Source organism: Pseudomonas sp. NFACC16-2, assembly GCF_900119205.1.
Classification (GTDB): domain Bacteria; phylum Pseudomonadota; class Gammaproteobacteria; order Pseudomonadales; family Pseudomonadaceae; genus Aquipseudomonas; species Aquipseudomonas fluorescens_Q.
Genome location: NZ_FPIX01000002.1, coordinates 39,544 through 65,890, shown reverse-complemented (window position 1 = coordinate 65,890; position 26,347 = coordinate 39,544). Strand labels below are relative to the sequence as shown.

Sequence of the window (26,347 nt, the reverse complement as noted above, 5' to 3'; positions counted from 1 at the left end):
TTGCCCACTAGGAGGAGACGCTATCGGCCTCTCTAGGCAACCGCTGATCAATCACCCGATACAACCCACTGTCCTCAGGCCAATTACGCATGAACCGCGCGCGATCACGGGCGTAGGCCTGGGCGAAGCTGGCATGGGTGCGGTGTTGGCACATCGAGTCGAGGTCGATCAACGCCCAGCGGTCTTGCTGCCAGAACAGGTTGTGGCCCTTGAAGTCGCCGTGACTGATGCGTTCGCGGATGAGGTCCGCGAACAAGCGATCCAGCGCCAGCAATTCCGTCTCGGGGGCGTCACCGTTTTCCACGTAGGGAGCAAAACGCTCGATGATGTCGGGCCCGGACAGGTATTCGGTCACCAGGTACGCACCGCGACGCAGCCACAGGAAACGCTTTTCCAGCAGAGCCAGGGGCTTGGGCGTGGCGATGCCGAGAAAGGCCAGGCGATGGCCTTCGCGCCAGGAGTGCCAGGCGCGACTGGGGCGCCAGAAGCGCTTGAGCCAATGGGCGAAGTTCTTGATGTTGTAGCGCTTGATCACCAAGGTGCGACCGTTCACCTCGACTTTGCCGACACTGGCCGCGCCGCCAGTCTTGTACAGGTGTCCCTGGTCGAGCAATGCATCGGCCTGTTCCAGCACCGGTGTCATGGCCGCTTCTTCATCACGGCGGATCGCCCGCAGGCCAAACGCCCCGCGTTGCACGCTGAACAGGCTGCACTCGCGCCCGACTTTCGCGAGAAAATCCTTAAGGCGCCAGACTTGCACCTTGTCGATCTGTTTTTGCAGCGCTTCCATGGGCAGCGCGTGTTCGGCGTTGCCCAGCAGGTAATGCACCAACAGCTCTTCATTGAACGGCTGGAGGGCTTTGGGAAGCTGAGCGAAAAACACTCCCAGGTTCTCCAGGACTTTCTGCCGCGACAGCGGTTGGCCTGGGGTTTCAGCGCGGATGCCGGCGCCGTCGATCAAGTAGAGCTTGCCGTCGTGACGCAGCAGATTGTCCAGGTGCAGGTCTTGCTGCCATAGGCCTTTGCTGTGCAATTGCGCGATAGCGCCCAGGGCTTCGGCCAGCACCGCCGTCTGTTCGTCGGCCAGTAATGGCAGGTGTTCGACCTGTGTCCAGGCATCGCCCAGGCTCTCGGCGCCTTCGAGCAATTCGAACAACAACCAGCCGCCTTCCCCCTCTTTCAGGCCATCGGCCAGCAACAACGGCGTGGTCAGCCCCTGCTCCGCCAGCAGGCGCACGCCTTGCAGTTCCCGCTGGAAATGCCGGGCGGCCTTGCTGCCCACCAATAATTTGGCCAATACCGGCCGGCCACGCCAGACGCCCGCGCCAACGTAACGTTGCCCCGGCAACACCCGCAACAGCGAAAGCAGCTGCAACTTCGCCGGGCCGGCGGCATCGGCCAGCTCCAGGCTCAGGGGCAGGCTGGGGCTGCGACCGGCATTTTTCAATTCGGACAGATGCATCAACGGGTTTCCTTGTGGCTGCGCCGAGCGTTCAGACGGGTCATCCAGCGGTCGACCAGCCCGCTGTCGAGCGGCTGGTCCAGATAACTGGACAGCAGCTGGCGCACATCGGCCTCGCTCCAGACAGAGGCGCGACGCAGCAAAGGCTCCAGGTCCTTGACCCGATCACGCAGGCCGAACAATAACGGCCGGGTCTTTTCCAGGTCGATCAATTGCGCCTGATAACCGTCAGCGGTGGCTTGCAGGAAGATGTGTTTTGGATAGAAACAACCGTGCACCTGATGCATGCCGTGCAGCCGCCGCGCCAGCAAACCACAGGCGCCGAGGATGGTGGTGCGTTGCGCCGCCGTCAGGCTCGACCAGCGCTGCACCAGTGAATCCAGGTCATCCCAGCCGTCCAGGGCACGGGTCAGCAGGATCGCCCGCACCTCACCGTTTACCTTGCGCTGACCATAGAACACCGCTTGCAGGGCCGGAATGCCCAGCTGGCGATAACGGCTGATGTTGCGAAACTCCCGAGAGAAACTTGGCTCGCCAAACGGGTGGGACAAGGTCCGGGTCAGGTAATTGCTCTGGCGCTTGAGGTAATACCCCTGCCCCTCCAGGTCCAGCCGGAACACACTGCTCCAGCCGTCACCCAAGGTATTGGGTTCGTCCACCGCGTCCAGTTGCCGCGCCCACAAGGCCTCGAAGCTGTCCAGGCCATGACGTTGCAACAACGCCCGGTCTTCAGCGGCCAGAAAATCAGTCATTCACGCCCCTCGAAAAATCTCACCACGTGACGGATGCGTTTCTTGTCGCATGCATCGAGCCGGTCGCGCTGGCGGTATTGCAGGTAGAACCGCAGGCGCTGCGTGGCCGACAAGTGATACTTGGCCACTTTGTCCAGGCACGCCAAATCCTTGGTGATGCGGTACTTGAGCCAGAAGCCGCGCCAGAAGTCGCCGTTCGGGCAGTCGATCAGGAACAGCTTCGCCTGGTCATCGACCAGCAGGTTGCGCCATTTCAGATCATTATGGGTGAAGCGCTGCTCGTGCATGGTCCGTGTGTAACCGGCCAGTTGCCGACTCACGCCGTCAACCCAGGCGCGGTCGGCCAGCCTCGGATCGCGACGCTCGGCCAGCGCCGAGAGGTCTTCGGTATGCGGCAGTTCGCGGGTGATCATCGCGCCACGGGCATAGGTCGCCCCGCTTCGCTCCAAGCCCCAGCCCACGACTTCGGCGGTGGGAATGCCCCATTTGGCGAAGCGCTTGAGGTTCTGCCATTCGGACTTGACCCGCGGCTTGCCCAGGTAACGCCGCAAGCCTTTGCCGGCCCCGACGTAGCGCTTGACGTAGTAATTCACACCGTTGCGCTGCACCCGGATCACCTCTGACAACGGATCACGGGTCAATCGCTCCCCTTGCAACGCGAAGACCGCCTCGAGGCTGCCGAAATCCTGCGCCAGGTCGGCGTAGGCCGGTTCCAGTGTCCAACCTGACATCAGAGCGCGTCCCCGTATCGCTTCTTGCGGGCATACAGCTTGTTGGCCTTGCCCTCGAGCCAGGCCAGCAGCGACGCCTCTTCAGCGAGGATCCGGCGCAACGGCTGCTGGAAATAGCCCTTGAGAAAACGCAATTTGTCGCGCCGGGTCAGGCCAATGTCCAGCGCCGAGAAATACAGCGCCGCCAGGTCCTTGTTGCGCCAGCGCGCGGTAATGGCCGGACGGGTCTGGGCACGGTGCAGGTCGATCACCGAAAGCTTGAAGTCGGCAGGTGTCACCGGCTTGTCGGTGTGCAGCAGGAAGTGGCAGATGTAGCAGTCGCGATGGTTGACCCCGGCGCGGTGCATCATGCCGGTCATGCGCGCCACTTCGGCGATCAGGGCACGCTTGAGCGCCGGTGGCGGCGGCTGCTTGACCCAGTCGATGCTGAAGTCTTCGAGACTGACGGTCGGCGCCAGCTCTTCGGTGACGATGAACGAGTGCTGGTCCGCCGGATTGCTGCCCTTCTCGCCGTAGGCGACAGCGGTCATGGTCGGCACGCCGACTTCCTGCAAACGCTGGATCGCTTTCCATTCCTGCCCCGCACCGAGGACCGGCAGCTTGGCGGTGAACAGGTTCTTGAAGATCTCGCCCCAACCGATGCCGCGGTGGATCTTCACGAAAAAGCCGCGACCGTCCACCTCCGTGCGCAAGGTGCGCCGGGCTTCCAGTTCACGATAGACCTCGCCCTTGAGCGCCTCGACTTCGGTGAACGCATCGCGCCCGGCCCAAAGGCTCTTGAACGGTTCGGCCAGCATCAACTTCATTGCGCGTGCTCCGCCAAAATCACATCGGCCGCGTGCTGCGGCATGCTGTAGAGGTCGGCCGTCTCGGCGAAGGCCAGACCGTTGCGGCCCCAGGCCGCCCGGGCATCGGCATCGTTCAACATGCGACCCAGGTACTCGGTGAGCTGCGCTTGTTCGAACGGCTCGTCGAGCACCAGGCCGCTGTCGGCCTCGGCGATGTAATGGGCGTACCCGCACACCGCGCTGACCAGCACCGGCAATCCGGCCACCAGCGCTTCGAGCAGTACGGTGCCGGTGTTCTCGTTGTAGGCCGGATGGATCAACAGGTCGGCACCCAGCAGGAAACGCGGGATGTCGCTGCGCCCCTTGAGGAACCGCACATTATCACCGAGCCCCAGTGCGACGCTCTGCAGTTGGAATACCTTGGGGTCGTCCTGGCCAATTACAAACAGCCGGGTGCGTTTTCTCAATTCGGCGGGCAGCGCGGCCAGGGCCTTGAGGCTGCGATCCACGCCCTTGGTCTTGAACCCGGAACCGATCTGCACCAGCAGCAGGTCGTCATCGGCCAATTCGAATTCGGCCCGGAACGCCGCACGGATCTCGTCGGCGTCGGCGGGCCGACGCCGGTCCAGGGCGATGCCCGGCGGCAGCAGGTGAAAGCGCTCAAGCGGTGTGCCGTAGTGCTTGATGAACAGTGGCTGCTGGACTTCGGAAATCATCAGCACGTCGGTCTTGGCATCCTTGGCGAACACCGCCCGCTCGTACTCGGCGAAATGCCGGTAGCGGCCCCAGCGCCGATACAGCGAATTACGCAGGTTCTGCGCCTTGTCTTCGAAGCAGCCGTCGGCGGCGTAGTACACGTCCAGGCCGGGCATTTTGTTGAAGCCGATCAGACGATCCACCGGACGCTTGGCCAGGTCCGCCTCCATCCACGCGCTGAGTTTCTCGTTGCGGCGATGGTTGAACAGCGCCTTGACCGGCGCGACCAGCACTTCGAAGCCGGGCGGCACGTCACCTTCCCATATCAGCGTGTAGACACGGATCTGATGACCGCGCTGCTGGCACTCCAGGGCGATGCGCATGAAGTCACGCTGCAGGCCACCGAAGGGGAAGTACTTATAAAGGACAAAAGCCAATTGCATCAGCGCGGCTCCTCAGCCAATAACGTGCTCAGGTGGCTGGCAACACGCTCGGGGTTCAGACGCGTGAAGCACAGGGGCTGCTCGCGTTTCAGGTCAAACCGCCGGGCATCTTCGGCGGTGGGTGGGTAAGTGCACTGCTTTTGCATGCAAGGCGCACAGGGGAAATCGCTGGCGAGATGGATCTGGCCCTTGCCGTAGGCGCCGGTCAGCACCGGATTGGTCGGGCCGAGCAACGAAATGGTCGGTACGTCCAGGGCCGCGGCCAGATGACCAAGACCGGTGTCCACGGCCACACAGGCCTGGGCACCGGCAAGCACCTTGCCCATCCCGCCGAGGTTCAGCTTCGGCAGCACCAGGGCGTTGCGCAACCCGTTGGCGATGCGTTCGGCCCGGGCCTTTTCGGCGGGGTTGCCCCACGGCAGTTTTACCACCACGCCGAACTGCCCCATGCGTTCGGTGAGCTGGCGCCAGTAAAGTTCGGGCCAATGCTTGGACTCCCAGGTCGTGCCGTGCAGGAACACCACGTAGGGATAGGGGCGTGGCAATTCCACCAATCGGTCGACGTTGAGGCCATAGTTACCCAGCGTCTGCGGCAAGTCATACCCCAGCGCCAGGGCAAACAGCTGCCGTACGCGCTCGACCGCATGCTGACCACGGGCGACCGCCAGGCGCCGGGAATAAAAACGCGCCGCCAGGGGCTCACGCGCCGAATCTTTATCCAGACCGGCCACCGGGGCCTTGACGTAGCGGGTCAGCCAGGCGCTTTTCAGCAGGCCTTGGGCGTCGATGACCAGATCGTATTTTTCGGCCCGCACGCTCTGCTTGAAGCGTCGCCATTCGCCACTCTTGATGGTGTGCCAGAGGCTCTTGCGCCAGCGACGGATCGCTACCGGAACGACTTTGCCCACGGCCGGGTGCCAGGTGGGGATTTCGGCAAAGCCTTCTTCCACCACCCAATCGAACTTGATGCCAGGAATCGCCCGCGCCGCGTCGGTCAGCGCCGGCAGGGTGTGGACCACATCCCCCAGCGAAGAGGTCTTGATCAGCAATACCCGCAAGTTACCGAACCTCCACGGGTGTGCCCTGCAGACGCTCCAGGGCCTCGTTCACCGACGACGGCATGAGCTGGCGCAGGCAATTGTAATGACCGAAGCGACAGGTGCGGTCGAAGCACGGACTGCACTCGATGCCCAGGCGCACGACTTCGACCTGGTCGGCCAACGGTGGCGTAAAGCCCGGCGAGGTGGAACCGTAGACCGCCACCAATGGGCGGTTCAGGGCCGCGGCCACGTGCATCAGGCCGGAGTCGTTGGAGACCACCGAATCGGCGCAGGACAACAGGTCGATGGCCTCGGCCAGGGACGTGTCGCCGCTGAGGTTTACCGATTCTTCCCGAAGGCCGGGGATCAGCCGAGAGCGGATGTCCTCGCCCACCGGATGATCTTTTTTCGAGCCGAACAGCCAGACCTGCCAGCCTTCGCGAATCTTCGCCTCGGCAACCTGGGCGTAATGCTCGGCCGGCCAGCGCTTGGACTCGCCGAACTCGGCCCCCGGACACAGGGCCAATACCGGACGGTCCAGGCTCAGGCCGAACTTGGCCAGCGCCGCTTCGCGGGTGAGCGGGTCGATCTGCAGGCTCGGTCGTGGATACGGCTTGGGCAACTCGGTCCCAGGTTCGTAGGCCAGGGCCATGAAGCGCTCGATCATCAGCGGGTAGCGCTCTTTGTCCAGCGTGCGCACATCGTTGAGCAGGCCGTAGCGAAACTCGCCACGCCAGCCGGTGCGCTTGGGGATGCCTGCGAAAAACGGCACCAGTGCCGATTTCAACGAATTGGGCAACACAATCGCCTGGTCGTACTGACCGGCCAGGGATTTGCCAATGCGCCGACGGGTCGCCAGCTCCAGCACGCCGTGGCCGAGCGGGAAGCTCAAGGCCTTGCGTACCTCGGGCATACGCTCAAGGATCGGCCGGCTCCACTCGGGGGCCAGGACGTCGATTTCGCACTGCGGATGACGCTGTTTCAGGCACTGGAACAGTGTCTGCGCCATCACCATGTCACCGACCCAGCTGGGCCCAACGATCAGAATATTCATGTGGTTTCCAAAAACGCTACGGGGAGGCCTACGCCTCCCCGCCTCGAGAATCACTGTGGCTTAGGTCGTTGCCTGTTGCCTTCAATCTACAACTGTGGGGGCGAGCTTGCTCGCGATAGGGCCATAACATTCAACATCCATGCTGCCTGACATTCCGCTATCGCGAGCAAGCCCGCTCCCACGTTTTAAGCTTCAGCTCAACCCCAGCTCGCGCCAGATCCTCAGCACCTGTTGGCGCTCCTCCACGAACTGGTCGCCTGCGATCACCCCGGCATCTTTCTGCAAGGCCTGGCGGTGAGCGGCAGAGCGGTAGGCTTTGTAGGCTTCGCGCAACAGCGTGGCATCTTCGGCCGACATCAACCCAACCTCCTGCAACCCGTCCAGAATGCGGATGTTATCGGTGTAGCGCACCAGCGATGGGTGTTCCTCGGACCACGCCAGGGCCGCGTATTGCACCATAAATTCAATATCGACGATACCTCCGGCATCCTGCTTGAGGTCGAAGGGCGCCGAGGCCTCGAAGGCATTCGGCGCGGTCCCGGCGGCGGTGGCCTTGCTGCCAAGGTTGTCGCGCATCTTGGCGCGCATCTCGCTGACCTCCTGGCGCAGCGTCGGCAAGTCACGCTTGCGTCCCAACACCTGGACGCGAACCTTCTCGAACGCCTGGCCCACGTCCTGGCTACCCACCAGCACTCGCGCCCGCACCAACGCCTGATGCTCCCAGGTCCAGGCTTCATTCTCCTGGTAACGGGCAAACGCCCCGAGTGAACTGACCAGCAACCCCGACGCCCCGGATGGCCGCAGGCGCATATCCACTTCATACAACTGCCCGGAGTTGGTCTGCGCGGTCAGCAGGTGAATGATCCGCTGGCCGAGCCGGGTGAAGAACTGCGCGCCATCGATGGGTTTGGGACCGTCGGTTTCCGCGTGCGGGTCGCCATCGTGGATGAACACCAGGTCCAGGTCGGAACCATGCCCCAATTCCAGGCCGCCGACTTTCCCATAACCGACAATAATGAAGCCCGGATCGCACAGGCTGCCATCGGTGCGCAATGGCACGCCGTGCTTGGCGGCCGTCTGGCGCCAGGCCAGGGCCAACACTTGTTCGAGAATCGCCTCGGCCAGCCAGGTCAGGTAATCGCTGACTTTCATCAGCGGCAGGCTGCCGGCGATTTCCGAGGCGGCCACCCGCAGGCGGTGCGCCAACTTGAAATGCCGAAGCGCCTCCATTTGTTGCTCAAGGTCATCCTCGGGGATGCGCGTCAGGCGCTCACGCAACTCTGCCGCCAACTCCGGCGCCAAGGGCGGCTTGAACAGCCGGCCCTCATTGAGCAATTCATCGAGCAGCAAGGGGAAACGGGTGATTTGTTCAGCAATCCACGGGCTCGCCGCGCACAACGTCAGCAAACGACGCAGGGCGCCAGGGTTTTCCGTCAACAACACCAGGTAGGCCGAGCGGCGGGCTACCGCTTCGACCAAGGGCAGCACCCGCTCCAGCACCAGGTCTGGATCGGCATGTTCCACGGCTTGGGCCAGCAGGCGTGGAATGAAGGCATCCAGACGCTCGCGTCCCAGGCGCTGCATGGCGCGCAGTTGCGGGCTGCCGCGCAGTGCAGCCAAGGCCTTGAGGGCTTTGGGTGCATCGACGAAGCCGCCCTCCTCCAACTGACGGCACGCCGCCCCTTCATCCTGGCTGTCTTCCCACAACGGCAACCATTCACCGCCCACCACGACTTCGCTTTCGCCACCCGCCTCTTCATCCGGGTCGGCGATGACCTGGCCGAAATGCCAGGCCACACGCCCTCGCCAGTACATCAATTGCTCGTGAAAGGCCGACCAGTCGGCAAAACCCAGCATGAACGCAATGCGCGCCTGATCCTGCGGGTTGTCCGGCAACATCTGGGTCTGGCGATCGGCGATGGCCTGGATCGCATGTTCGGTATAACGCAGGAATTCATAGCCTTGGCGCAGCTCGTCGATCACCTTGGCCGGCAGATAACCCTGACCTTCCAGTGTCCCCAACACCTTGAGCAGTGGACGCTGCTGCAAGCTCAGGTCGCGGCCGCCATGGATCAGTTGGAACGCCTGGGCAATGAACTCCACCTCACGAATGCCGCCCGAGCCCAGCTTGATGTTGTCGGCCATGCCCTTGCGCCGCACCTCCTGCTGGATCAGCTGCTTCATGGTGCGCAGCGCTTCGATGGCGGAAAAATCCAGGTAACGGCGATAGACGAACGGGCGCAGCATGTCGAGCAATTGCGCACCCGCCACCTGGTCGCCCGCCACCACACGCGCCTTGATCATGGCGTAGCGTTCCCAGTCGCGACCCTGGTCCTGGTAATACTGCTCCAGGGCATTGAAGCTCAGCACCAGCGCCCCGGCTGAGCCATAAGGGCGCAGGCGCATGTCGACGCGGAACACAAAACCGTCGACGGTCATCGGGTCCAGGGCCTTGATCAGGCGCTGGCCGACACGGATGAAAAACTCCTGGTTATCCAGTGGTCGCTTGACGCCAACGGTTTCACCGCCCTCGGGGTAGGCGAAGATCAGGTCGATGTCCGACGACAGGTTCAGTTCCACGGCACCCAGCTTGCCCATGCCCAGGATGACCATCTGCTGCGGCTCGCCGCTGCGCCGTCCGGTGGGTGTGCCGAATTGCTGGCTGAGGCGCTGGTACAACCATTGATAGGCCTGGTCGATGCAGGTGTCGGCCATGTCCGAGAGGTCGCGGCAGGTCTGGACCAGGTCGGCCTGGCGGGTCAGGTCACGCCAGATGATCCGTACCTGCTGGCGGGTTCGCTGGCGGCGCAGGACGCGGCCCAGTTCGTCTTCGGTTTCGGCGGCCTGCACGGCGGCACCGATCTGCGCGCACAGTTCACCGGGCGCCAGGCTGCGGTCCAGCTCGCCGCTGCGCACCAGCTCCAGCAGCATTACCGGGTCGCGGAGACTCTGCTCGATGACAAAGTCGCTGGCGGCGGCAATACGGCTGAACGCCTCCCAGCGCTGCGGGGTCCAGGTCGACAGCCCATGATCGTCGTCGAGCAAGGCGACCACCGCACGGAACGACTGCTCGGCACGACTGACCAATGACTGGAGAATGGCCGGCACTGTTTCCGATATTGGGACAAGCGAGGGCAGGCTCATGGTCTATCCTTGATCGGCGCGGGAGAGGCTGGATGTAGTGTTTTTTCCAAATACACTACCTGATCGACTGTCGAACAAAGATGATAAATAGCTGAAAATCTGATTTTATTGGCAGCCGGCATCAAGTTTTTACCTGTTCGGGTTGGCTAATGACCAACAGTAACGATTATTCTCACAACGAAACGAGGGGCCATGAGCCGCTCATGTGTAGTTTTACTACTCGTCTATACATTCGAAAGGCTGAAACGGTCGACGATTTGTAGTAAAACTACACGCCGCCGAAACAACCTTCGGCAATCCAAGAATTTATATCGTCTGCCCACAAGGCCAGTCGCAAACTCAGGCAACCGATTCTGGTAGCCTTTCCGCCCTGGAGCAAGCCATGCAAGACCTCGATCCCGTCGAAACCCAGGAATGGCTGGACGCCCTGGAATCGGTTCTCGACAAAGAAGGCGAAGACCGTGCTCATTACCTGATGACCCGTATGGGCGAACTCGCGACCCGCAGCGGTTCGCAACTGCCCTACGCCATCACCACGCCGTACCGCAACACGATCCCCGTTACCCACGAAGCACGCATGCCTGGCGACCTGTTCATGGAACGCCGCATTCGCTCGCTGGTACGCTGGAACGCGTTGGCCATGGTCATGCGTACCAACCTGAAAGATTCTGACCTGGGCGGTCACATCTCCAGCTTCGCCTCCAGCGCGACGCTGTATGACATCGGCTTCAACTACTTCTTCCAGGCCCCGACCGACGAACACGGCGGCGACCTGATCTACTTCCAGGGCCACGCATCGCCAGGCGTCTACGCCCGTGCGTTCATGGAAGGCCGCATCTCCGAAGACCAGATGAACAACTTCCGCCAGGAAGTGGACGGCAACGGCCTGTCTTCGTACCCGCACCCTTGGCTGATGCCGGACTTCTGGCAGTTCCCGACCGTTTCCATGGGCCTGGGCCCGATCCAGGCGATCTACCAGGCACGCTTCATGAAGTACCTGGAAGCCCGTGGCTTCATCCAGCCAGGCAAGCAGAAAGTCTGGTGCTTCATGGGTGACGGCGAGTGCGACGAGCCGGAATCCCTGGGCGCGATTTCCCTGGCCGGCCGCGAGAAGCTGGACAACCTGATCTTCGTCATCAACTGCAACCTGCAGCGCCTCGACGGCCCGGTTCGCGGCAACGGCAAGATCATCCAGGAACTCGAAGGCGTGTTCCGTGGCGCCCAATGGAACGTCAACAAAGTCATCTGGGGCCGTTTCTGGGACCCACTGCTGGCCAAGGACGTCGACGGCATCCTGCAACGTCGCATGGACGAAGTCATCGACGGCGAGTACCAGAACTACAAGGCCAAGGACGGCGCGTTCGTCCGTGAGCACTTCTTCAACACGCCTGAACTCAAGGCGATGGTTGCCGACTTGTCCGACGACGAGATCTGGAAACTCAACCGTGGCGGCCACGACCCGTACAAGGTCTATGCGGCGTACCACGAAGCGGTCAACCACAAGGAACAACCAACCGTCATCCTGGCCAAGACCATCAAGGGTTATGGCACCGGCGCCGGCGAAGCGAAGAACACCGCGCACAACACCAAGAAAGTCGATGTCGACAGCCTGAAGTTGTTCCGCGACCGCTTCGACATTCCGGTCAAGGACAGCGAGCTGGAAAACCTGCCGTTCTTCAAGCCTGAAGAAGGCAGCGCCGAAGCCCGTTACCTGGCCGAGCGCCGTGCCGCACTGGGCGGTTTCGTGCCGCAGCGTCGCGCCAAGAGCTTCAGCGTTCCGACCCCACCACTGGAGACCCTCAAGGCGATCCTGGACGGCTCGGGCGACCGTGAAATCTCCACCACCATGGCTTTCGTGCGGATCCTCGCGCAACTGGTCAAGGACAAGGAAATCGGCCAGCGCATCGTTCCGATCATCCCGGACGAAGCCCGTACCTTCGGTATGGAAGGCATGTTCCGCCAGTTGGGCATCTACTCGTCCGTCGGCCAGCTCTACGAGCCAGTCGATAAAGACCAGGTGATGTTCTACCGCGAAGACAAGAAGGGCCAGATCCTCGAAGAAGGCATCAACGAAGCAGGTGCCATGAGCTCCTTCATTGCCGCCGGTACTTCGTACTCCAGCCACAACCAGCCGATGCTGCCGTTCTACATCTTCTACTCGATGTTCGGCTTCCAGCGTATCGGCGACCTGGCCTGGGCGGCCGGCGACAGCCGTACCCGCGGCTTCCTGATCGGCGGCACCGCAGGCCGGACCACGCTGAACGGTGAAGGCCTGCAGCACGAAGACGGCCATAGCCACATGCTGGCCGGGACCATCCCGAACTGCCGCACCTATGATCCGACCTATGGCTACGAGCTGGCGGTGATCATCCAGGACGGCATGAAGAAGATGACCGAAGAACAACAGGATGTCTTCTACTACATCACCGTAATGAACGAGTCCTACCAGCAGCCAGCCATGCCGGCCGGCGTCGAGGCAGGCATCGTCAAGGGCATGTACCTGCTCGAAGAAGACACCCGCGAAGCGGCGCACCACGTCCAGTTGATGGGCTCGGGCACCATCCTGCGCGAAGTGCGCGAGGCAGCGAAGATCCTGCGTGAAGAGTTCAACGTCGGCGCCGACGTCTGGAGCGTCACCAGCTTCAACGAACTGCGTCGCGATGGCCTGGCCGTAGAGCGCAGCAACCGCCTGCACCCCGGCCAGAAGCCAAAGCTGAGCTACGTCGAAGAGTGCCTGAACGGCCGCAAAGGTCCGGTCATCGCGTCTACCGACTACATGAAGCTGTTCGCCGAACAGATCCGCCAGTGGGTTCCTTCCAAGGAATTCAAAGTGCTGGGCACCGACGGTTTCGGCCGTAGCGACAGCCGCAAGAAGCTGCGTCACTTCTTCGAAGTCGACCGTAAGTTCGTTGTGTTGGCAGCCCTGGAAGCCCTGGCTGACCGTGGCGATATCGAACCTAAAGTGGTGGCCGAAGCCATCGCCAAGTTCGGCATCGATCCGGAAAAACGCAACCCACTGGACTGCTGAGGAGAATTTTCGTGAGCGAACTCATTCGCGTACCTGACATCGGCAGCGGTGAAGGTGAAGTAATTGAACTGTTTGTGAAGGTCGGCGACCGTATCGAAGCCGACCAGAGCATCCTGACACTTGAATCGGACAAGGCCAGCATGGAAGTGCCTGCGCCGAAAGCCGGTGTGATCAAGAGCCTGAAAGTGAAGCTGGGCGATCGCCTGAAAGAAGGCGACGAACTGCTGGAGCTGGAAGTCGAGGGCGCCGCTGCGGCACCTGAAGCGGCCGCCCCTGCAGCAGCCCCGGCGGCAGCTGAAAAGCCCGCCCCGGCACCGGCTGCCGAGGCGGCTCCCGCTCCGGCTGCTGCGCCTGCGGCGGCCACGGTCCAGGACATTCACGTTCCGGACATCGGTTCGTCGGGCAAGGCCAAGATCATCGAAGTACTGGTCAAGGCCGGCGACACCGTCGAAGCCGACCAGTCGCTGATCACCCTGGAATCCGACAAGGCCAGCATGGAAATCCCATCGCCGGCCGCCGGTGTGGTGGAAAGCGTCGAGATCAAGCTGGAAGACGAAGTCGGCACCGGTGACCTGATCCTGAAGTTGAAAGTAGCCGGTGCCGCCGCTCCGGCCGCGCCAGCCCAGGCCGCGGCACCCGCAGCCAAGACCGAAGCCGCTCCGGCTCCGGCTGCTGCCGCACCAGCCGCCAAGGCCGAAGCAGCGCCTGCCCCAGTCGCCGCCGCGCCTGCGCCAAGCGGTGCCAAGGTGCACGCCGGCCCTGCGGTGCGTCAGCTGGCCCGTGAATTCGGTGTCGAACTGTCCGCCGTCGGCCCAAGCGGCCCTCACGGTCGTGTGTTGAAAGAAGACGTGCAAGCCTACGTCAAGGCCATGATGCAGAAGGCCAGGAACGCACCGGCCGAAGGCGCCACTGGCGGCGCGGGCATTCCGCCGATCCCGGCGGTGGACTTCAGCCGCTTCGGCGAAACCGAAGAAGTGGCCATGACTCGCCTGATGCAGATCGGCGCGTCGAGCCTGCATCGCAGTTGGCTGAACATCCCGCACGTGACTCAGTTCGACCAGGCCGACATCACCGAGCTGGAAGCTTTCCGCGTTGCGCAGAAAGCCGTGGCGGAAAAGGCCGGCGTGAAGCTGACCGTGCTGCCGCTGCTGCTCAAGGCCTGCGCGCACCTGCTCAAGGAACTGCCGGACTTCAACAGTTCGCTGGCCCCAAGCGGCAAGGCTGTGATCCGCAAGAAATACGTGCACATCGGCTTTGCCGTCGACACCCCGGAAGGCCTGCTGGTACCGGTCATCCGCAACGTCGACCAGAAGAGCCTCTTGCAACTGGCTGCCGAAGCTGCTGCCCTGGCCGAAAAAGCCCGGAACAAGAAGCTCACCGCCGACGACATGCAAGGCGCCTGCTTCACCATCTCCAGCCTCGGCCACATTGGCGGCACCGGCTTCACGCCGATCGTCAACGCGCCGGAAGTGGCGATCCTGGGTGTTTCCAAGGCCACCATCCAGCCTGTCTGGGACGGCAAGGCCTTCCAGCCGAAGCTGATGCTGCCACTGTCGCTGTCCTACGATCACCGTGTGATCAACGGCGCCGCCGCTGCACGCTTCACCAAGCGTCTGAGCGACCTGCTGGGCGACATCCGCACCATCCTGCTGTAACTCCGCACGGCCCTCCCTTGGGGAGGGCCGTTCGGAGCACTGCTTTCCGAGCGCCACGCTCGTACCTCAACCCCGCCCGTTTGGCGGGGCTTTTTTTGCCTGGATGCTGGATGAGCTCGCGATGGCGGAAGATCAGGCAGCGCGGCAACTTTCCTACCTCACAAGCTTGAAATGACTACGCCCCCTGTTAGTCATTACCCACAACTTGCGCCCTCTCCTCGATCAATATTTATCCTGCATCGAGCTTTAGCATCGGAGCCTCAAGGCAACTTGATGTTTGCCCCCACTGCTGAAACTTCGAATGGATTCGAATATGTTCAAACCTACCGTTGGCCCCATTGTCGGCCACACGACAACGGACCACGCCCGGATATTCCTGCGCGGCGATCACGACAACAACCGGGTATTTGCCGGTATTCGCCACCGGCGCCAGGGCGATACACGCTGGTCGAAAGGGCATTTTGTCCAATTGAAGGCCTACCGCGACATGTCCGATGTCATCGTGTTGAAAGGCCTTCAACCCGATACCGCCTACGAGTACCAGGCCGGCTGGTTCAGCCCCCTGAGCCCGACCCATACCGTGGAAACCGTCCTGGAATTGCCGCTGCAATGGCCCGGGACCACCTACTGCCTACGCACGCCGGCCAGCAAAACCGATGCGCCACGCGCTTATATCGTGGGCTCTTGTCGCTACTTGCGAATCGCCGCCGGCATCCCATTGCTACCTGGGCTTGGCGACCGCACCTTTGCCGGCATCAACCGCCTCGTGGCGCAGGCCAACCCACCGATCAGCGCGGTATTGATGACCGGCGATCAGGTTTATCTGGATGACCTGAATGTCATCGGACCGGACCGAACCTATCAGAACATCCTTTTCAGATACCGAACGGTATTTACCCAGCCGCATATCCGGAAACTGATGTCTGGCGTCCCTACCTACATGATCCTTGACGACCATGAGATCGAAGACAACTGGCCCGCCAGGAAAACCGTCAACGACGACATCCTCTACGCAAATGCCATGGGCGCTTATGGGCTTTATCAGGCCAGCCACGGGCCAGCCCATGAACTGTCGAGCGACGGAACATTACACAAGTCGTTAACCCGCTACTGGTACACCTTCTCCCACGGCGATATCCAATGGTTCGTCACCGACAGCCGGACGCAACGCAACCTGTCAGCGAATGACCGGCGCATCTTCGACGAAGAACAGGAACAGTCCCTGCTCCAATGGCTCATCGACAGCCCCGCCAGGGTCAAACTCGTCGTGACCAGCGTCATGTTCTTCCCTGACAGCAAGCACGATGACGGCGACGCCTGGCAGGCCTTCCCGGAACAACGCCTGCGCCTGCTGGAAACCATACGCCGCCATCGGATCAAAAACGTGATTTTCGTCTCGGGCGATGTCCACGGCTCCATGACCAGCCGCCTGCGTCACAGCGAGGATCCTGATTTCGAGGTCAACACCGTCGTTTCCTCACCGTTCTACAACAGTAAATTGCTGCCTTTTGCAAAAGCCTCGGATTTTATTTTCCACAGGCCCATGGCCCGTACCCAAAGCGGTCAGTACCGCTATGAACTGACCAGCAAAGTGGTGAGCCAGGACAACTTCGCCTGCCTGCATGTCACGACCCAGAGCCTTCAAGTCACCTTCCATGACCGGGACGGCAACCCCTTGCAGACGGTCGATATCCCACTGCAATGATCCTCCATGCCCTCTGATCGGCCGGCGACTGGAGAAATCCTCTCGTCAGCCGATAAAAGGTTTATAGCACTTGGCCTTCATCTCTCTTGTCAGCCGGTGCCGCAATGATGCAACCTTGCGCCAATCCGTAATAACGAGGGCGTCAGCCCGGCGCGATCAGCATTTTCGAAGCGAGTTTCCCCATGAAAAGCCAACCCGATGCCGCCAGCCGTATGGCGGCCGAGGTAGTGACGCAGTTACCGGTGCCCTCGCGGCTCGGTATGCTGCGTTTCGAACGGCTGAATGAAGCGAGCTGGGCGCTGTTGTTCCTCGATCCCAACTGCGAGCGATACTTCGGCCTGCCGGCGGTAGAGCTGTGCTCGCTGGTCAGTGCGCCTTACGCCAGCTTGATGGAGCCCGAAGCACGCTATCAGTTGCACGACGCCATCCAGCAACAACTGGCCCAGGCCGCGCATTACCAGATTCGCTACACGCTCCACACCGCCAAGGGTCCGATGAACGTGCTGGAGACGGGCGAGGCTTATAAGCAACACAATCGTCATCTGCTGCGCGGTTATCTGCTGGCAGTGGACAACCTGCTGCAAGGCGAACCCTCCGTGCCGGCACTGGACCTGGAAACCCAGAACTCACGCCTGCAGATCGCCCTTGAACTGAACCAGCGCGCCCAGCAAGAGCAACTCCAGCACCTGGACCGGGTACGTGCCCAACAGGACTTGATCCTGCTGCTGACCCGTCAACGCTACAGCACCAACAACTCCCTGCTCGAAGCCGCCGAACTCATCACCCGCAGCGCCTGCGACATCTACCAGATCGACTGCGCCAGTCTCTGGAATCTGGACGATGGCAAACTGGTACCGATTTCCGCCTACAACCGCGCGTCCCAGGCGTACTTCCTGCCGGCGGTGATCGACGCCAACGACTTTCCCGACTACATGGAGGCGCTGCAGACCTGCCGCGCCATTGACGCCCACAATGCAATGCGCGACCCACGCACCCGAGAAATGGCCGAGAACCTGCGCGCCCGTGACGTCAATGCCATTCTCGACGCCAGCGTGCGTATCGACGGCCAGGTGGTGGGCGTGTTGTGCCTGGAGCAAGTAGGCGTCACCCGCGCCTGGCAGTCGGATGAAATCGCCTTTGCCGGCGAGCTCGCGGACCAGTTCGCCCAAGTCATCAACAACCATAACCGACGCACCGCAACCAGTGCCCTGCACTTGTTCCAGCGCGCCGTGGAACAGAGCGCCAACGCGTTCCTGCTGGTCAATTGCGACGGTGTGGTGGAGTACGTCAACCCGAGCTTCACCGCGATCACCCAGTACACCACCGAGGAAGTCCACGGCCAACGCCTCTCGGAACTGCCGGCCCTGGAGAACCTCAGCGAACTGCTGTTCGACGCCCCCTCGGCGCTGGCCCAGAGCAACAGTTGGCAGGGTGAGTTCAAGAGTCGGCGCAAGAACCTGGAGCCCTACTGGGGCCAGCTGTCGATTTCCAAGGTCTACGGCGATAACCGCGAGCTGACCCACTACATCGGCATCTACGAAGACATCACCCAGACCAAGCTGGCCCAGCAGCGCATCGAGCGCCTGGCGTACACCGACAACCTGACCAACCTGGGCAACCGTCCGGCGTTCATTCGCAACCTCGATGAACGCTTCGCCCGGGACAGTGATTCGCCCATCAGCCTGCTGCTGGTGGACATCGACAACTTCAAGCGCATCAACGACAGCCTCGGCCACCAGACCGGTGACAAACTGCTGATCAGCCTGGCCCGGCGCCTGCGCAACAGCTTGAGCCCCAGCGGCAGCCTGGCGCGATTTGCCAGTAACGAATTCGCGGTCCTGCTGGACGACACGAGCCTGGAAGCCGGGCAACAGATCGCCAGTCAGTTGCTGATGACCCTCGACAAGCCGATGTTCGTCGATAACCAGTTGATCAGCGTGACCGGCTCCGTGGGCCTGGCCTGCGCGCCGCTGCACGGCCGCGATCCGCAGACCCTGATGCGCAACGCCGGCCTCGCCTTGCACAAGGCCAAGGCCAACGGCAAACACCAGGTCCAGGTGTTCACCGAAGCACTGAATGCCGAGGCCAGCTACAAGCTGTTCGTGGAAAACAATCTGCGTCGCGCCTTGACCCAGAACGAACTGGACGTGTTCTACCAGCCCAAGTTGTGCCTGCGCAGCGGCCGCCTGCTGGGCATGGAAGCCTTGCTGCGCTGGAACCATCCGGAAAAGGGCATGATCCGCCCGGACCAGTTCATCAGCGTGGCCGAAGAAACCGGCCTGATCATTCCCATCGGCAAATGGATCGCCCGCCAGGCCTGCCGCATGAGCAAGCAATTGACCGCCGCCGGCCTGGGCAACCTGCAGGTGGCGATCAACCTGTCGCCCAAGCAGTTCTCCGACCCGGACCTGGTCGCCTCCATCGCCAGCATCCTCAAGGAAGAACAACTGCCGGCCCGGTTGCTGGAGCTGGAGCTGACCGAAGGCCTGTTGCTGGAAGCCACCGAAGACACCCACTTGCAGCTCGACCAGCTCAAGCGCCTGGGGCTGACCCTGGCCATGGACGACTTCGGCACCGGTTACTCGTCCCTCAGTTACCTGAAGAAATTCCCGATCGACATCATCAAGATCGATCGCAGCTTCATCCACGAAATCCCGGATAACCAGGACGACATGGAAATCACCTCGGCGGTGATCGCCATGGCCCACAACCTGAAACTCAAGGTCGTGGCCGAAGGCATCGAAACCGCCCAGCAACTGGCGTTTCTACGGCGCCACCGCTGCGACGTCGGCCAGGGCTACCTCTTCGACCGGCCAATCCCGGGCGCGGAGCTGATCGAAAAGCTCAAGCGCTACCCGCGTGGGCCGCTCGTATAACTCAAGCTTCAAGCTTCAAGCAAACGATGGCACACTCTCACCACTTGCAGCTTGCAGCTTGCGACTTGCGACTTGCAGCTGCCTCCCAAAGAGGACTGATAAATGGTCTTGCGCTCGGAAATCCTGGTGAACAAAAACGTGCTCCCTACTCAAGAACAAGCCCTGCCTGGCCGTGAAACCCCGATGACCGTGCCGGAAAAACACTTCGTCCTCGACGCACCGCTGCTGGGGCCGTTTGCCATGGACGTGGATTTCGCGATCTTCGGCCTCGGCTGCTTCTGGGGCGCGGAACGCAAGTTCTGGCAGCGCGAAGGCGTGGTCAGTACCGCGGTGGGTTACGCCGGTGGTTTCACACCGAACCCGACGTACGAAGAAGTCTGCTCGGGCCTTACCGGCCACAGCGAAGTGGTGCTGGTGGTCTACGAGCCGGCGAAAGTCAGCTACGAACAGCTTCTGAAGATGTTCTGGGAACTGCACAACCCGACCCAGGGCATGCGCCAGGGGAACGACATCGGCACCCAGTACCGTTCGGTGATCTATGCCACCACCCCGGCCCAACTGGCGGCGGCCAAACACAGCGAGCAAGTCTTCCAGGCTGAGTTGACCAAGGCCGGCAAAGGCACCATCACCACCGAAATCGAAGAAGCGCCAACGTTCTACTTCGCCGAGGCCTATCACCAGCAGTACCTGGCGAAAAACCCCGAAGGCTATTGCGGGATTGGCGGTACGGGCGTGACCTGCCCGATCTGACTGTCCGGCCCTGAAAAGCTTCGCGAGCAAGCCCGCCCCCACAGGTCTGGCGGCGTATACAACTCTTGCGTACGCCTAAGATCCCCATGTGGAAAGGCGCTTGCTCGCGATAGCGCCCTTCCAGGCGCCAGCAAAACTCAGCTTTCAGCAATCAACCAATCCATCTGCCACCCGCCCTGGGTCTGCCCCAGCTTTTTCGACAGCCACGGCAGCAGTTCACGCAACTCTTGCTCCAGCCCCCACGGCGGGTTGGCAATCGCCAGGCCGGAGCCGTTCAGGCTGTTGGGCGTGGCCAATGGATGCACCAGCAGTTCCACCCGCAACAGCTTCGGCGCGCCCGTGCCGGCCAGGTCCTGGTAGAAGCGGCGCAACATCCGCTGGTCCTTGACCGGGTACCAGATCGCCGCCACCGTCTGGCGCATCCGGCCAATGGCTTCCTTGAGGGAGGCGGCGCAGCGCTGCATCTCGTCCAGCTGTTCGAAGGGCGGATCGATCAGCATCAGGGCACGCTTCTCAGCCACCGGCAGCAGCGCCCGCGGCACATGCCAGCCCTCACCCAGGTGGACCGCCACGCGACGGTCGCCTTTCATGTTGTCCTTGAGCAACACGCCGTCTTCAGGGTGCTTCTCATTGAGCAGCACACGGTCCTGCGAACGGGTCAGGCGCCGCGCCAACTCCGGCGAGCCCGGGTAATAGCGCAACTGCCCGTCCGGGTTCATCTCGTGCAGCACCTTCATGTAATCGGCGGTCAGCGGCGGCAGATCGCTCTCGCCCCACAACCGCGCAATGCCTTCCAGGTACTCACCGGTACGGTTGGCCTGGTCACCCTGCAAGTCGTACAACCCGATGCCCGCGTGGGTATCGAGGTAGGCGAAGGGCTGCTCCTTGCGCGACATCAAGGCGATGAGGCGGGTCAAGGTCAGGTGTTTGAACACATCGGCGTGATTGCCGGCGTGGAAGGCGTGGCGATAATTCATGGCGGCTCCTGCGAAGGGCGACGAGTTTACCTTGAAGCGCGTCGAACGTCAGGGGTTCGCAGCCCAGCGGACAGGCCACCATCAGCCCAGCTCTCGCAGCAAATAGGCTTGCAATGGCGCCATTTTCGCCTCAACCACCGCCGATCGCTCAAGAAAGTGGGCAATCTTGCAGCGCAGGACACTGCCATCGACCCGCTCGAACACATGGGGATGCTCTTCACCCAGCCAAGTGAGCACGTTGTCCAGCAGACAGTCCGTCGGCCCCTTGGCCGTTGCGGCCAACAGGGTGATGGGCACTTGCCACCAGGGAAAAGCCTGGGCCGGCCGCTGGGCATTTCCCACGACCTCAAGGGATCGCCCATTGATCAGGCAACGTTTGATAACCGGCAAGAGTTGCCCGGCCTCCACCTCGGTCGATTGCAGGATCGGTCGCATGAAGCGCCCATCCCAAAAGCGCAGGAAGACCGGCTTGCCACCGGGCAACAGTACCTGCGTGAGCCCTCGCAAATGTTCGACAAGGATTTCTTGACTCACGCACGAAACCGCCAGCCAACCCCAATCGAGGGAATCGGTGGCGGCTATCCAATCAAGAAACCCACTGTCTGCGCTGACCAGCCCTACATAGGGCATGACCGCTTCCCACCCGGCGTACGGCGTGTCGGCCCAGATCGGGCTGGCGACCGAGCTCATCGAGCGCCTCCAGACCGACAACGCCCCGGCGCTACTGGCATTGCTGAAAATGGCGAATAGTTGCTCGGAGGCCTGCAAGGGATGCTCCTCAAGCCAGGCGCGAGGAGATTGATCGCTGTTCATGGACGCCTCCGGACATCGACAGGTTTGTGAAAGACCGGCGGCGCCGCACAGGCGCCATTTCTGCAACGCTCGCACTCCTCACAGAACGGCGCCGAACCTTGGAAACTGAGAATCTGCGCAAGGGAAAGCGCAGGTGCCGCCGCAGCGACCCGCTTCTCGGCGCCACCTGGAGAGCCGAATGCCGCGCTCATGACCGCCATCGGCGCGCCACCGACCTCGATGGGTACGCTGCTGGAAATCCCGCCGGCACCGATGTTGATCCAATGACCGCCAGCCTGAAGGGTCACGCTCGCGCCCCCGTCCAAGACTACCTGCTGGCCGGCGCTGACATGAAACTGCTGGCTGGCATTCAGGACCTGGCTGGTGACACGAATATGCCGCTCACCGCTCACCAGCAGATGATCGTCATGCCGCACTTCTGCCCGGCGTTGACCGTGGGTGAGGCGCTGCTCATCGGCCTTGAGCTCGTGCCGTGCCGTACCGGCGACAACGATGCTGCGCTCGTGATCGACCTGCACCCGCTGGTCATGCAGCACATGCTGGGTCCAGTTGCGCTGGGCCCGCAGGTAGATTTCCTCGGCACCCTTGCGATCCTCGATGCGCAATTCGTTGTAGCCTCCCCCGCCGGGGCTGCTCTGGCTGCGCAACACGCTGCGGGTCTTGTCCGCAGGCAAGTCCAGCGGCGTCGGGTTGGCGCCGTTGGGCAGACAACCGACGACCAACGGCTTGTCCACGTCGCCATCGATGAACCCCACCAGGACCTCCATCCCGACCCGGGGGATCATCACTGCGCCATAGCGATCGTGAGCCCAACCGGAGGCCACGCGCAGCCAGCAGCTGGAATGCTCGTCGCGTTGACCGTCGCGATCCCAGACCAGTTGCACCTTGACCCGTCCGAACTCATCGCAATGGATCTCGCTGTCCACCGGCCCGGTCACCACCGCCAACTGATAGCCCTGGGCACGGGGCTTTTCGTGATGCAAGGGTGGCCGAAAGAACACGTCCCATGGCGTGGCAAGAAAGGTATTTTTGTAGCCCTGGAATTCATCCGGGCCGGCGGCGGTTTCTTCCAGCACCTGCGGTTGGCGGCCATGATGGTCGATCTGCGTCAGGAGCCAGAGATCATTCCACGGCTCCCGGGGATGTTCCTTGATACGCATGAAATGTCCGCTGACCAGGGCGTTTTCATTGCTGCCGCCTTCTGCCACGCAGTGGTCGGCGCCGTGGCGCTCAAGGGCGCGTCGGGTCAGATGCTTGCCGTCGTCACGGGCGCAGAAACCACCGGGATAGTGATAGTCCTCAAGCTCAGGACGCTGTCGATTGTCGAGTTGGGTTTGCAGTAACGAACCGGGCCTGCGGAAGTCGTAATCGCGCAACGTCACGGCATTGGTACGGGTCTGGAGCCGCACCGCCAGGCGCTTGATGGCCGGCTCGTCGGCAGCCATGCCGCTGTCCGGCAGGTATAGCGTCGACTCAGGCAGGCGGGGAAACATCGTCTGGTCGTCACCGAACACCAGCAGATGACCGCAAGGGCGATGCCTGAAGTGATAATGGATACCGACTTCGGCGCAGATCCGCTCGATGAAGGCCAGGTCGCTTTCGCCATACTGCACACAATACTCGCGCTCGGGATATTGCCCGCCAAGCGTGAACTGGCAGGCATCCGCCAGGATCCCGTGCTCCTTCAACACCCGGGCGACGATATCGGGCACGTTCAGGCGCTGGAAAATCCGCTGGTTGATGCGATGGCGCAAGTAGGCCAGGCGGGGCACCAGGCTGATCTGGTAACGGGTCAGGCGTTTGCCCGAATCCCCCTGGGCCACGCTATAGACCTGGCCGTGTACGCCACGGTCCCGATCATCGAACCCCAGAAATGCCTGGCGATGCAGGAGCTCTTCCAGCGCCAGGTCAGACCGCTCGCTGACCAGTTCCAGGTCAAAGCGATAGGGCTGGCTGATGGCTTCCTTGCCCTTGAACTCGAGCACCTTGAGTTCATTCGGCCCGCTGTCGAGCGTTAGCGTGAAACGCGATTGGTTGGCAGGCGGGAACATCCAATGTGCCTCTGCTGAGTGGAGGCGGGTGATTCTGCACGAGCGATAGGGAGAGTGGATTGGAGGTCAGGAAAAACAGATTTGCCCTACATCCAAGAAGTAAAAGGCCGCAGAACCTGATGCATTTTCCGATAGACATTTGAGGCATCGCGGACAACCGCAATCGCCCTGCAAACAAATCCACAGAATCTTGCAATGAGGCCGATTTCTGGGCAGTAGTGAGCGTGATAACGTGCCATGGTCACAAAAAAGCAAAGGACGCACGGCATGACAACACGTTACGCAAAAATCGCAATGACCCTGGCGCTCGCCGCATTCGCCTTCCTGACGGTGTTCAATAACATCACGGACTACAGCTCCAACTTCAATTTCGTCCATCACGTACTGAGTATGGATACCACCTTTCCCGACAACGCCGCCCGGTATCGGGCCATCGATCAACCGTGGATGTGGCACGGGGCCTATTGGCTGATTATTCTCGGCGAAGCGATGACGGCAGGGTTGCTGGGCTACGGCGCACTGGAACTGTGGCTGGCACGCCAAACCGAGGCTGCGGTTTTCGCCCGCGCCAAGCGCTGGGCCGTTGCCGGCCTGACGGTGGGTTTCTTCGTCTGGTTCTTTGGTTTCATGGTCGTCGGTGGCGAGTGGTTCCTGATGTGGCAATCAGAAATCTGGAATGGCCAGGACGCCGCGTTCAGGTTCTATATGGCGATCCTGGGCGTGTTGATCTTTCTCAACCAGCCTGACGCCAACCCGGACTGAGCCCCATGAAAAAAAGGCCCGCCTCCATTGGAGACGGGCCGTTTTCATGCAAGTCGTCCTGCGAGCCATCAAGGCCTCGCCGAAGGCCTTACTGGTTCAGGCGAAAATCTTTTTCCGCCGCGTCGAAGCGCTGCAGCATACCTGCGGTAGGCACGCCCATCTTGCTGACGAAGTAGATAGCCAGGCTGGCGAAGATGAAGCCCGGGATGATTTCGTACAGGCCCAGCAACGCGAAATGCTTCCAGACGATCACAGTGATCGCACCCACCAGAATGCCGGCGAGCGCGCCATTGCGGGTCATGTTCTTCCAGATTACCGAGATCAGGACAACCGGGCCGAAGGCAGCACCAAAACCGGCCCAGGCGTAGCTCACCAGACCCAGTACGCGGTTTTCCGGGTTAGCGGCCAGGGCAATAGCGACCAAAGCCACCAGCAGCACCATGGCGCGGCCGACCCAGACCAGTTCCAGCTGGGAAGCGCCCTTGCGCAGGAAGGTCTTGTAGAAGTCTTCGGTCAGGGCACTGGAGCACACCAGCAACTGGCAACTCAGGGTGCTCATCACCGCCGCCAGGATGGCCGACAGCAACACACCGGCAACCCATGGGTTGAACAGGATCTTCGCCAGCTCGATGAACACCCGCTCTGGGTTCTCGGTCACGGGACCGGCCACGTCAGGGTGCGCCGAGAAGTAAGCGATACCGAAGAAGCCCACAGCCACGGTGCCGCCCAGGCACAGGATCATCCAGGTCATGGAAATGCGACGGGCATTGGCGATCGACTTGACCGAATCCGCCGCCATGAAGCGCGCCAGGATGTGCGGTTGGCCGAAGTAACCCAGGCCCCAGCCCATCAGCGAGATGATGCCGATGAAGGTGGTGTTTTTCAGCATGTCGAACGACGTAGGATCTTTTGCTTCAATGGCCAGGAACGTGGTGTCCACACCACCGGTAGCCAGCAGCACGATGATCGGTGTGAGGATCAGCGCAAAGATCATCAGGGTGGCCTGTACGGTGTCGGTCCAGCTCACGGCCAGGAAACCACCGACGAAGGTGTAGGCAATGGTCGCTGCAGCACCGGCCCACAGCGCCGTCTCGTAAGACATGCCGAAGGTGCTTTCGAACAGACGGGCACCGGCCACGATGCCGGAAGCGCAGTAGATGGTGAAGAACACCAGGATCACCACCGCAGAGATGATCCGCAGCACGCCGCTCTTGTCTTCGAAACGGCTGGAGAAGTAGTCCGGCAGCGTCAGCGCGTCACCGTTGTGCTCGGTCTGAACCCGCAGGCGACCGGCCACGAACAACCAGTTCAGGTAGGCACCGGCGATCAGGCCGATGGCGATCCAACTTTCCGACAGGCCGGACATGTAGATTGCACCGGGCAAACCCATCAACAACCAGCCGCTCATGTCGGAAGCACCTGCAGACAGTGCCGTCACCACGCTGCCCAGGCTACGACCGCCCAGGATGTAATCGGAAAGGTTGTTGGTGGAGCGGTAAGCCATCAGACCGATCAGGACCATGGCTGCGATATAGATCACGAAAGTGATCAAGGTGGGATTACTAACACTCATGAGTTACGCCCTGGCTTTGTTTTTATGTAGCGGTGGCAGTTGAAAGC

The 26,347-nt window shown here is 61.7% G+C and carries 18 protein-coding genes; 6 read left to right on the top strand and 12 right to left on the bottom strand.

Annotated elements, in window-relative coordinates; translation table 11 throughout:
• Nucleotides 1-7: 7 nt before the first annotated feature.
• The 8 genes from BT116_RS03390 to glnE all read right to left on the bottom strand — a co-directional run bounded on the left by BT116_RS03390 (nt 8) and on the right by glnE (nt 10,110).
• Nucleotides 8-1,462, bottom strand: a complete 1,455-nt coding sequence (locus tag BT116_RS03390) for a lipopolysaccharide kinase InaA family protein (protein ID WP_072340052.1) — start codon at nt 1,460-1,462, stop codon at nt 8-10.
• Nucleotides 1,462-2,214: a lipopolysaccharide kinase InaA family protein gene (locus BT116_RS03385; protein ID WP_072340050.1), complete on the bottom strand. Its 753-nt coding sequence runs from the start codon at nt 2,212-2,214 to the stop codon at nt 1,462-1,464. The genes BT116_RS03390 and BT116_RS03385 overlap by 1 nt, the downstream gene beginning before the upstream one ends.
• On the bottom strand, nt 2,211-2,945 hold the full coding sequence (locus BT116_RS03380; RefSeq protein ID WP_072340049.1) for a lipopolysaccharide kinase InaA family protein: 735 nt from the start codon (nt 2,943-2,945) through the stop codon (nt 2,211-2,213). Before BT116_RS03380 ends, BT116_RS03385 begins: the two co-directional genes overlap by 4 nt.
• Nucleotides 2,945-3,751: a lipopolysaccharide core heptose(I) kinase RfaP gene (rfaP, locus tag BT116_RS03375; RefSeq protein WP_072340047.1), complete on the bottom strand. Its 807-nt coding sequence runs from the start codon at nt 3,749-3,751 to the stop codon at nt 2,945-2,947. Before rfaP ends, BT116_RS03380 begins: the two co-directional genes overlap by 1 nt.
• Entirely contained in the window at nt 3,748-4,872 is a 1,125-nt protein-coding gene (locus BT116_RS03370) for a glycosyltransferase family 4 protein (protein WP_072340045.1), read from the bottom strand. The genes rfaP and BT116_RS03370 overlap by 4 nt, the downstream gene beginning before the upstream one ends.
• Complete coding sequence (gene waaC, locus BT116_RS03365; RefSeq protein ID WP_072340043.1) at nt 4,872-5,930, bottom strand: lipopolysaccharide heptosyltransferase I; 1,059 nt, start codon at nt 5,928-5,930, stop codon at nt 4,872-4,874. Before waaC ends, BT116_RS03370 begins: the two co-directional genes overlap by 1 nt.
• A gap of 1 nt (nt 5,931) precedes the next feature.
• Nucleotides 5,932-6,966: a lipopolysaccharide heptosyltransferase II gene (gene waaF, locus BT116_RS03360; RefSeq protein WP_072340041.1), complete on the bottom strand. Its 1,035-nt coding sequence runs from the start codon at nt 6,964-6,966 to the stop codon at nt 5,932-5,934.
• Between the two features lie 192 nt (nt 6,967-7,158).
• Complete coding sequence (gene glnE / locus BT116_RS03355; RefSeq protein ID WP_072340039.1) at nt 7,159-10,110, bottom strand: bifunctional [glutamate--ammonia ligase]-adenylyl-L-tyrosine phosphorylase/[glutamate--ammonia-ligase] adenylyltransferase; 2,952 nt, start codon at nt 10,108-10,110, stop codon at nt 7,159-7,161.
• A 382-nt stretch (nt 10,111-10,492) separates the two neighbouring features.
• Here glnE and aceE point away from each other — a divergent pair, with 382 nt between their 5' ends.
• The 5 genes from aceE to msrA all read left to right on the top strand — a co-directional run bounded on the left by aceE (nt 10,493) and on the right by msrA (nt 20,124).
• A complete protein-coding gene (gene aceE, locus BT116_RS03350) occupies nt 10,493-13,138 on the top strand; it encodes a pyruvate dehydrogenase (acetyl-transferring), homodimeric type (protein WP_072340037.1) in 2,646 nt (881 codons plus the stop codon).
• A gap of 11 nt (nt 13,139-13,149) precedes the next feature.
• Nucleotides 13,150-14,793: a dihydrolipoyllysine-residue acetyltransferase gene (gene aceF / locus BT116_RS03345; protein ID WP_072340035.1), complete on the top strand. Its 1,644-nt coding sequence runs from the start codon at nt 13,150-13,152 to the stop codon at nt 14,791-14,793.
• A 313-nt stretch (nt 14,794-15,106) separates the two neighbouring features.
• Nucleotides 15,107-16,498 carry an alkaline phosphatase D family protein gene (locus BT116_RS03340; RefSeq protein WP_072340033.1) on the top strand — a complete coding sequence of 464 codons (1,392 nt, stop codon included), beginning with the start codon at nt 15,107-15,109 and terminating at the stop codon, nt 16,496-16,498.
• Nucleotides 16,499-16,680: 182 nt separating this feature from the next.
• Entirely contained in the window at nt 16,681-19,374 is a 2,694-nt protein-coding gene (locus tag BT116_RS03335) for a putative bifunctional diguanylate cyclase/phosphodiesterase (RefSeq protein WP_072340031.1), read from the top strand.
• Between the two features lie 102 nt (nt 19,375-19,476).
• Nucleotides 19,477-20,124, top strand: a complete 648-nt coding sequence (msrA, locus tag BT116_RS03330) for a peptide-methionine (S)-S-oxide reductase MsrA (RefSeq protein WP_072340029.1) — start codon at nt 19,477-19,479, stop codon at nt 20,122-20,124.
• Nucleotides 20,125-20,261: 137 nt separating this feature from the next.
• Here msrA and BT116_RS03325 read toward each other — a convergent pair whose 3' ends face one another.
• The 3 genes from BT116_RS03325 to BT116_RS03315 form a co-directional block, all read right to left on the bottom strand.
• Nucleotides 20,262-21,101: a 23S rRNA (adenine(2030)-N(6))-methyltransferase RlmJ gene (locus BT116_RS03325; RefSeq protein ID WP_072340026.1), complete on the bottom strand. Its 840-nt coding sequence runs from the start codon at nt 21,099-21,101 to the stop codon at nt 20,262-20,264.
• A gap of 81 nt (nt 21,102-21,182) precedes the next feature.
• Nucleotides 21,183-21,914, bottom strand: a complete 732-nt coding sequence (locus BT116_RS03320) for a DUF4123 domain-containing protein (protein ID WP_072340024.1) — start codon at nt 21,912-21,914, stop codon at nt 21,183-21,185.
• The gene (locus BT116_RS03315) at nt 21,911-23,965 is read right to left on the bottom strand and encodes a type VI secretion system Vgr family protein (RefSeq protein ID WP_072340022.1); all 2,055 of its coding nucleotides are present in this window, start codon (nt 23,963-23,965) and stop codon (nt 21,911-21,913) included. The genes BT116_RS03320 and BT116_RS03315 overlap by 4 nt, the downstream gene beginning before the upstream one ends.
• 267 nt (nt 23,966-24,232) lie before the next feature.
• Between BT116_RS03315 and BT116_RS03310 the strand changes: the two genes are divergently transcribed.
• A complete protein-coding gene (locus BT116_RS03310) occupies nt 24,233-24,727 on the top strand; it encodes a DUF2165 family protein (protein WP_072340020.1) in 495 nt (164 codons plus the stop codon).
• Nucleotides 24,728-24,815: 88 nt separating this feature from the next.
• Here BT116_RS03310 and putP read toward each other — a convergent pair whose 3' ends face one another.
• Entirely contained in the window at nt 24,816-26,300 is a 1,485-nt protein-coding gene (gene putP, locus BT116_RS03305; RefSeq protein ID WP_072340018.1) for a sodium/proline symporter PutP, read from the bottom strand.
• Nucleotides 26,301-26,347: the final 47 nt, after the last annotated feature.

Bases quoted from the DNA above. Each gene is read 5' to 3' on its own strand.
- BT116_RS03315 (WP_072340022.1), bottom strand. From the start codon at position 23,965: ATGTTCCCGCCTGCCAACCAATCGCGTTTCACGCTAACGCTCGACAGC.
- BT116_RS03325 (WP_072340026.1), bottom strand. From the start codon at position 21,101: ATGAATTATCGCCACGCCTTCCACGCCGGCAATCACGCCGATGTGTTC.
- BT116_RS03380 (WP_072340049.1), bottom strand. From the start codon at position 2,945: ATGTCAGGTTGGACACTGGAACCGGCCTACGCCGACCTGGCGCAGGAT.
- glnE (WP_072340039.1), bottom strand. From the start codon at position 10,110: ATGAGCCTGCCCTCGCTTGTCCCAATATCGGAAACAGTGCCGGCCATT.
- BT116_RS03390 (WP_072340052.1), bottom strand. From the start codon at position 1,462: ATGCATCTGTCCGAATTGAAAAATGCCGGTCGCAGCCCCAGCCTGCCC.
- rfaP (WP_072340047.1), bottom strand. From the start codon at position 3,751: ATGAAGTTGATGCTGGCCGAACCGTTCAAGAGCCTTTGGGCCGGGCGC.
- aceE (WP_072340037.1), top strand. From the start codon at position 10,493: ATGCAAGACCTCGATCCCGTCGAAACCCAGGAATGGCTGGACGCCCTG.
- BT116_RS03340 (WP_072340033.1), top strand. From the start codon at position 15,107: ATGTTCAAACCTACCGTTGGCCCCATTGTCGGCCACACGACAACGGAC.
- BT116_RS03320 (WP_072340024.1), bottom strand. From the start codon at position 21,914: ATGAACAGCGATCAATCTCCTCGCGCCTGGCTTGAGGAGCATCCCTTG.
- BT116_RS03310 (WP_072340020.1), top strand. From the start codon at position 24,233: ATGACAACACGTTACGCAAAAATCGCAATGACCCTGGCGCTCGCCGCA.
- BT116_RS03370 (WP_072340045.1), bottom strand. From the start codon at position 4,872: ATGCAATTGGCTTTTGTCCTTTATAAGTACTTCCCCTTCGGTGGCCTG.
- BT116_RS03335 (WP_072340031.1), top strand. From the start codon at position 16,681: ATGAAAAGCCAACCCGATGCCGCCAGCCGTATGGCGGCCGAGGTAGTG.
- BT116_RS03385 (WP_072340050.1), bottom strand. From the start codon at position 2,214: ATGACTGATTTTCTGGCCGCTGAAGACCGGGCGTTGTTGCAACGTCAT.
- waaF (WP_072340041.1), bottom strand. From the start codon at position 6,966: ATGAATATTCTGATCGTTGGGCCCAGCTGGGTCGGTGACATGGTGATG.
- msrA (WP_072340029.1), top strand. From the start codon at position 19,477: ATGGTCTTGCGCTCGGAAATCCTGGTGAACAAAAACGTGCTCCCTACT.
- putP (WP_072340018.1), bottom strand. From the start codon at position 26,300: ATGAGTGTTAGTAATCCCACCTTGATCACTTTCGTGATCTATATCGCA.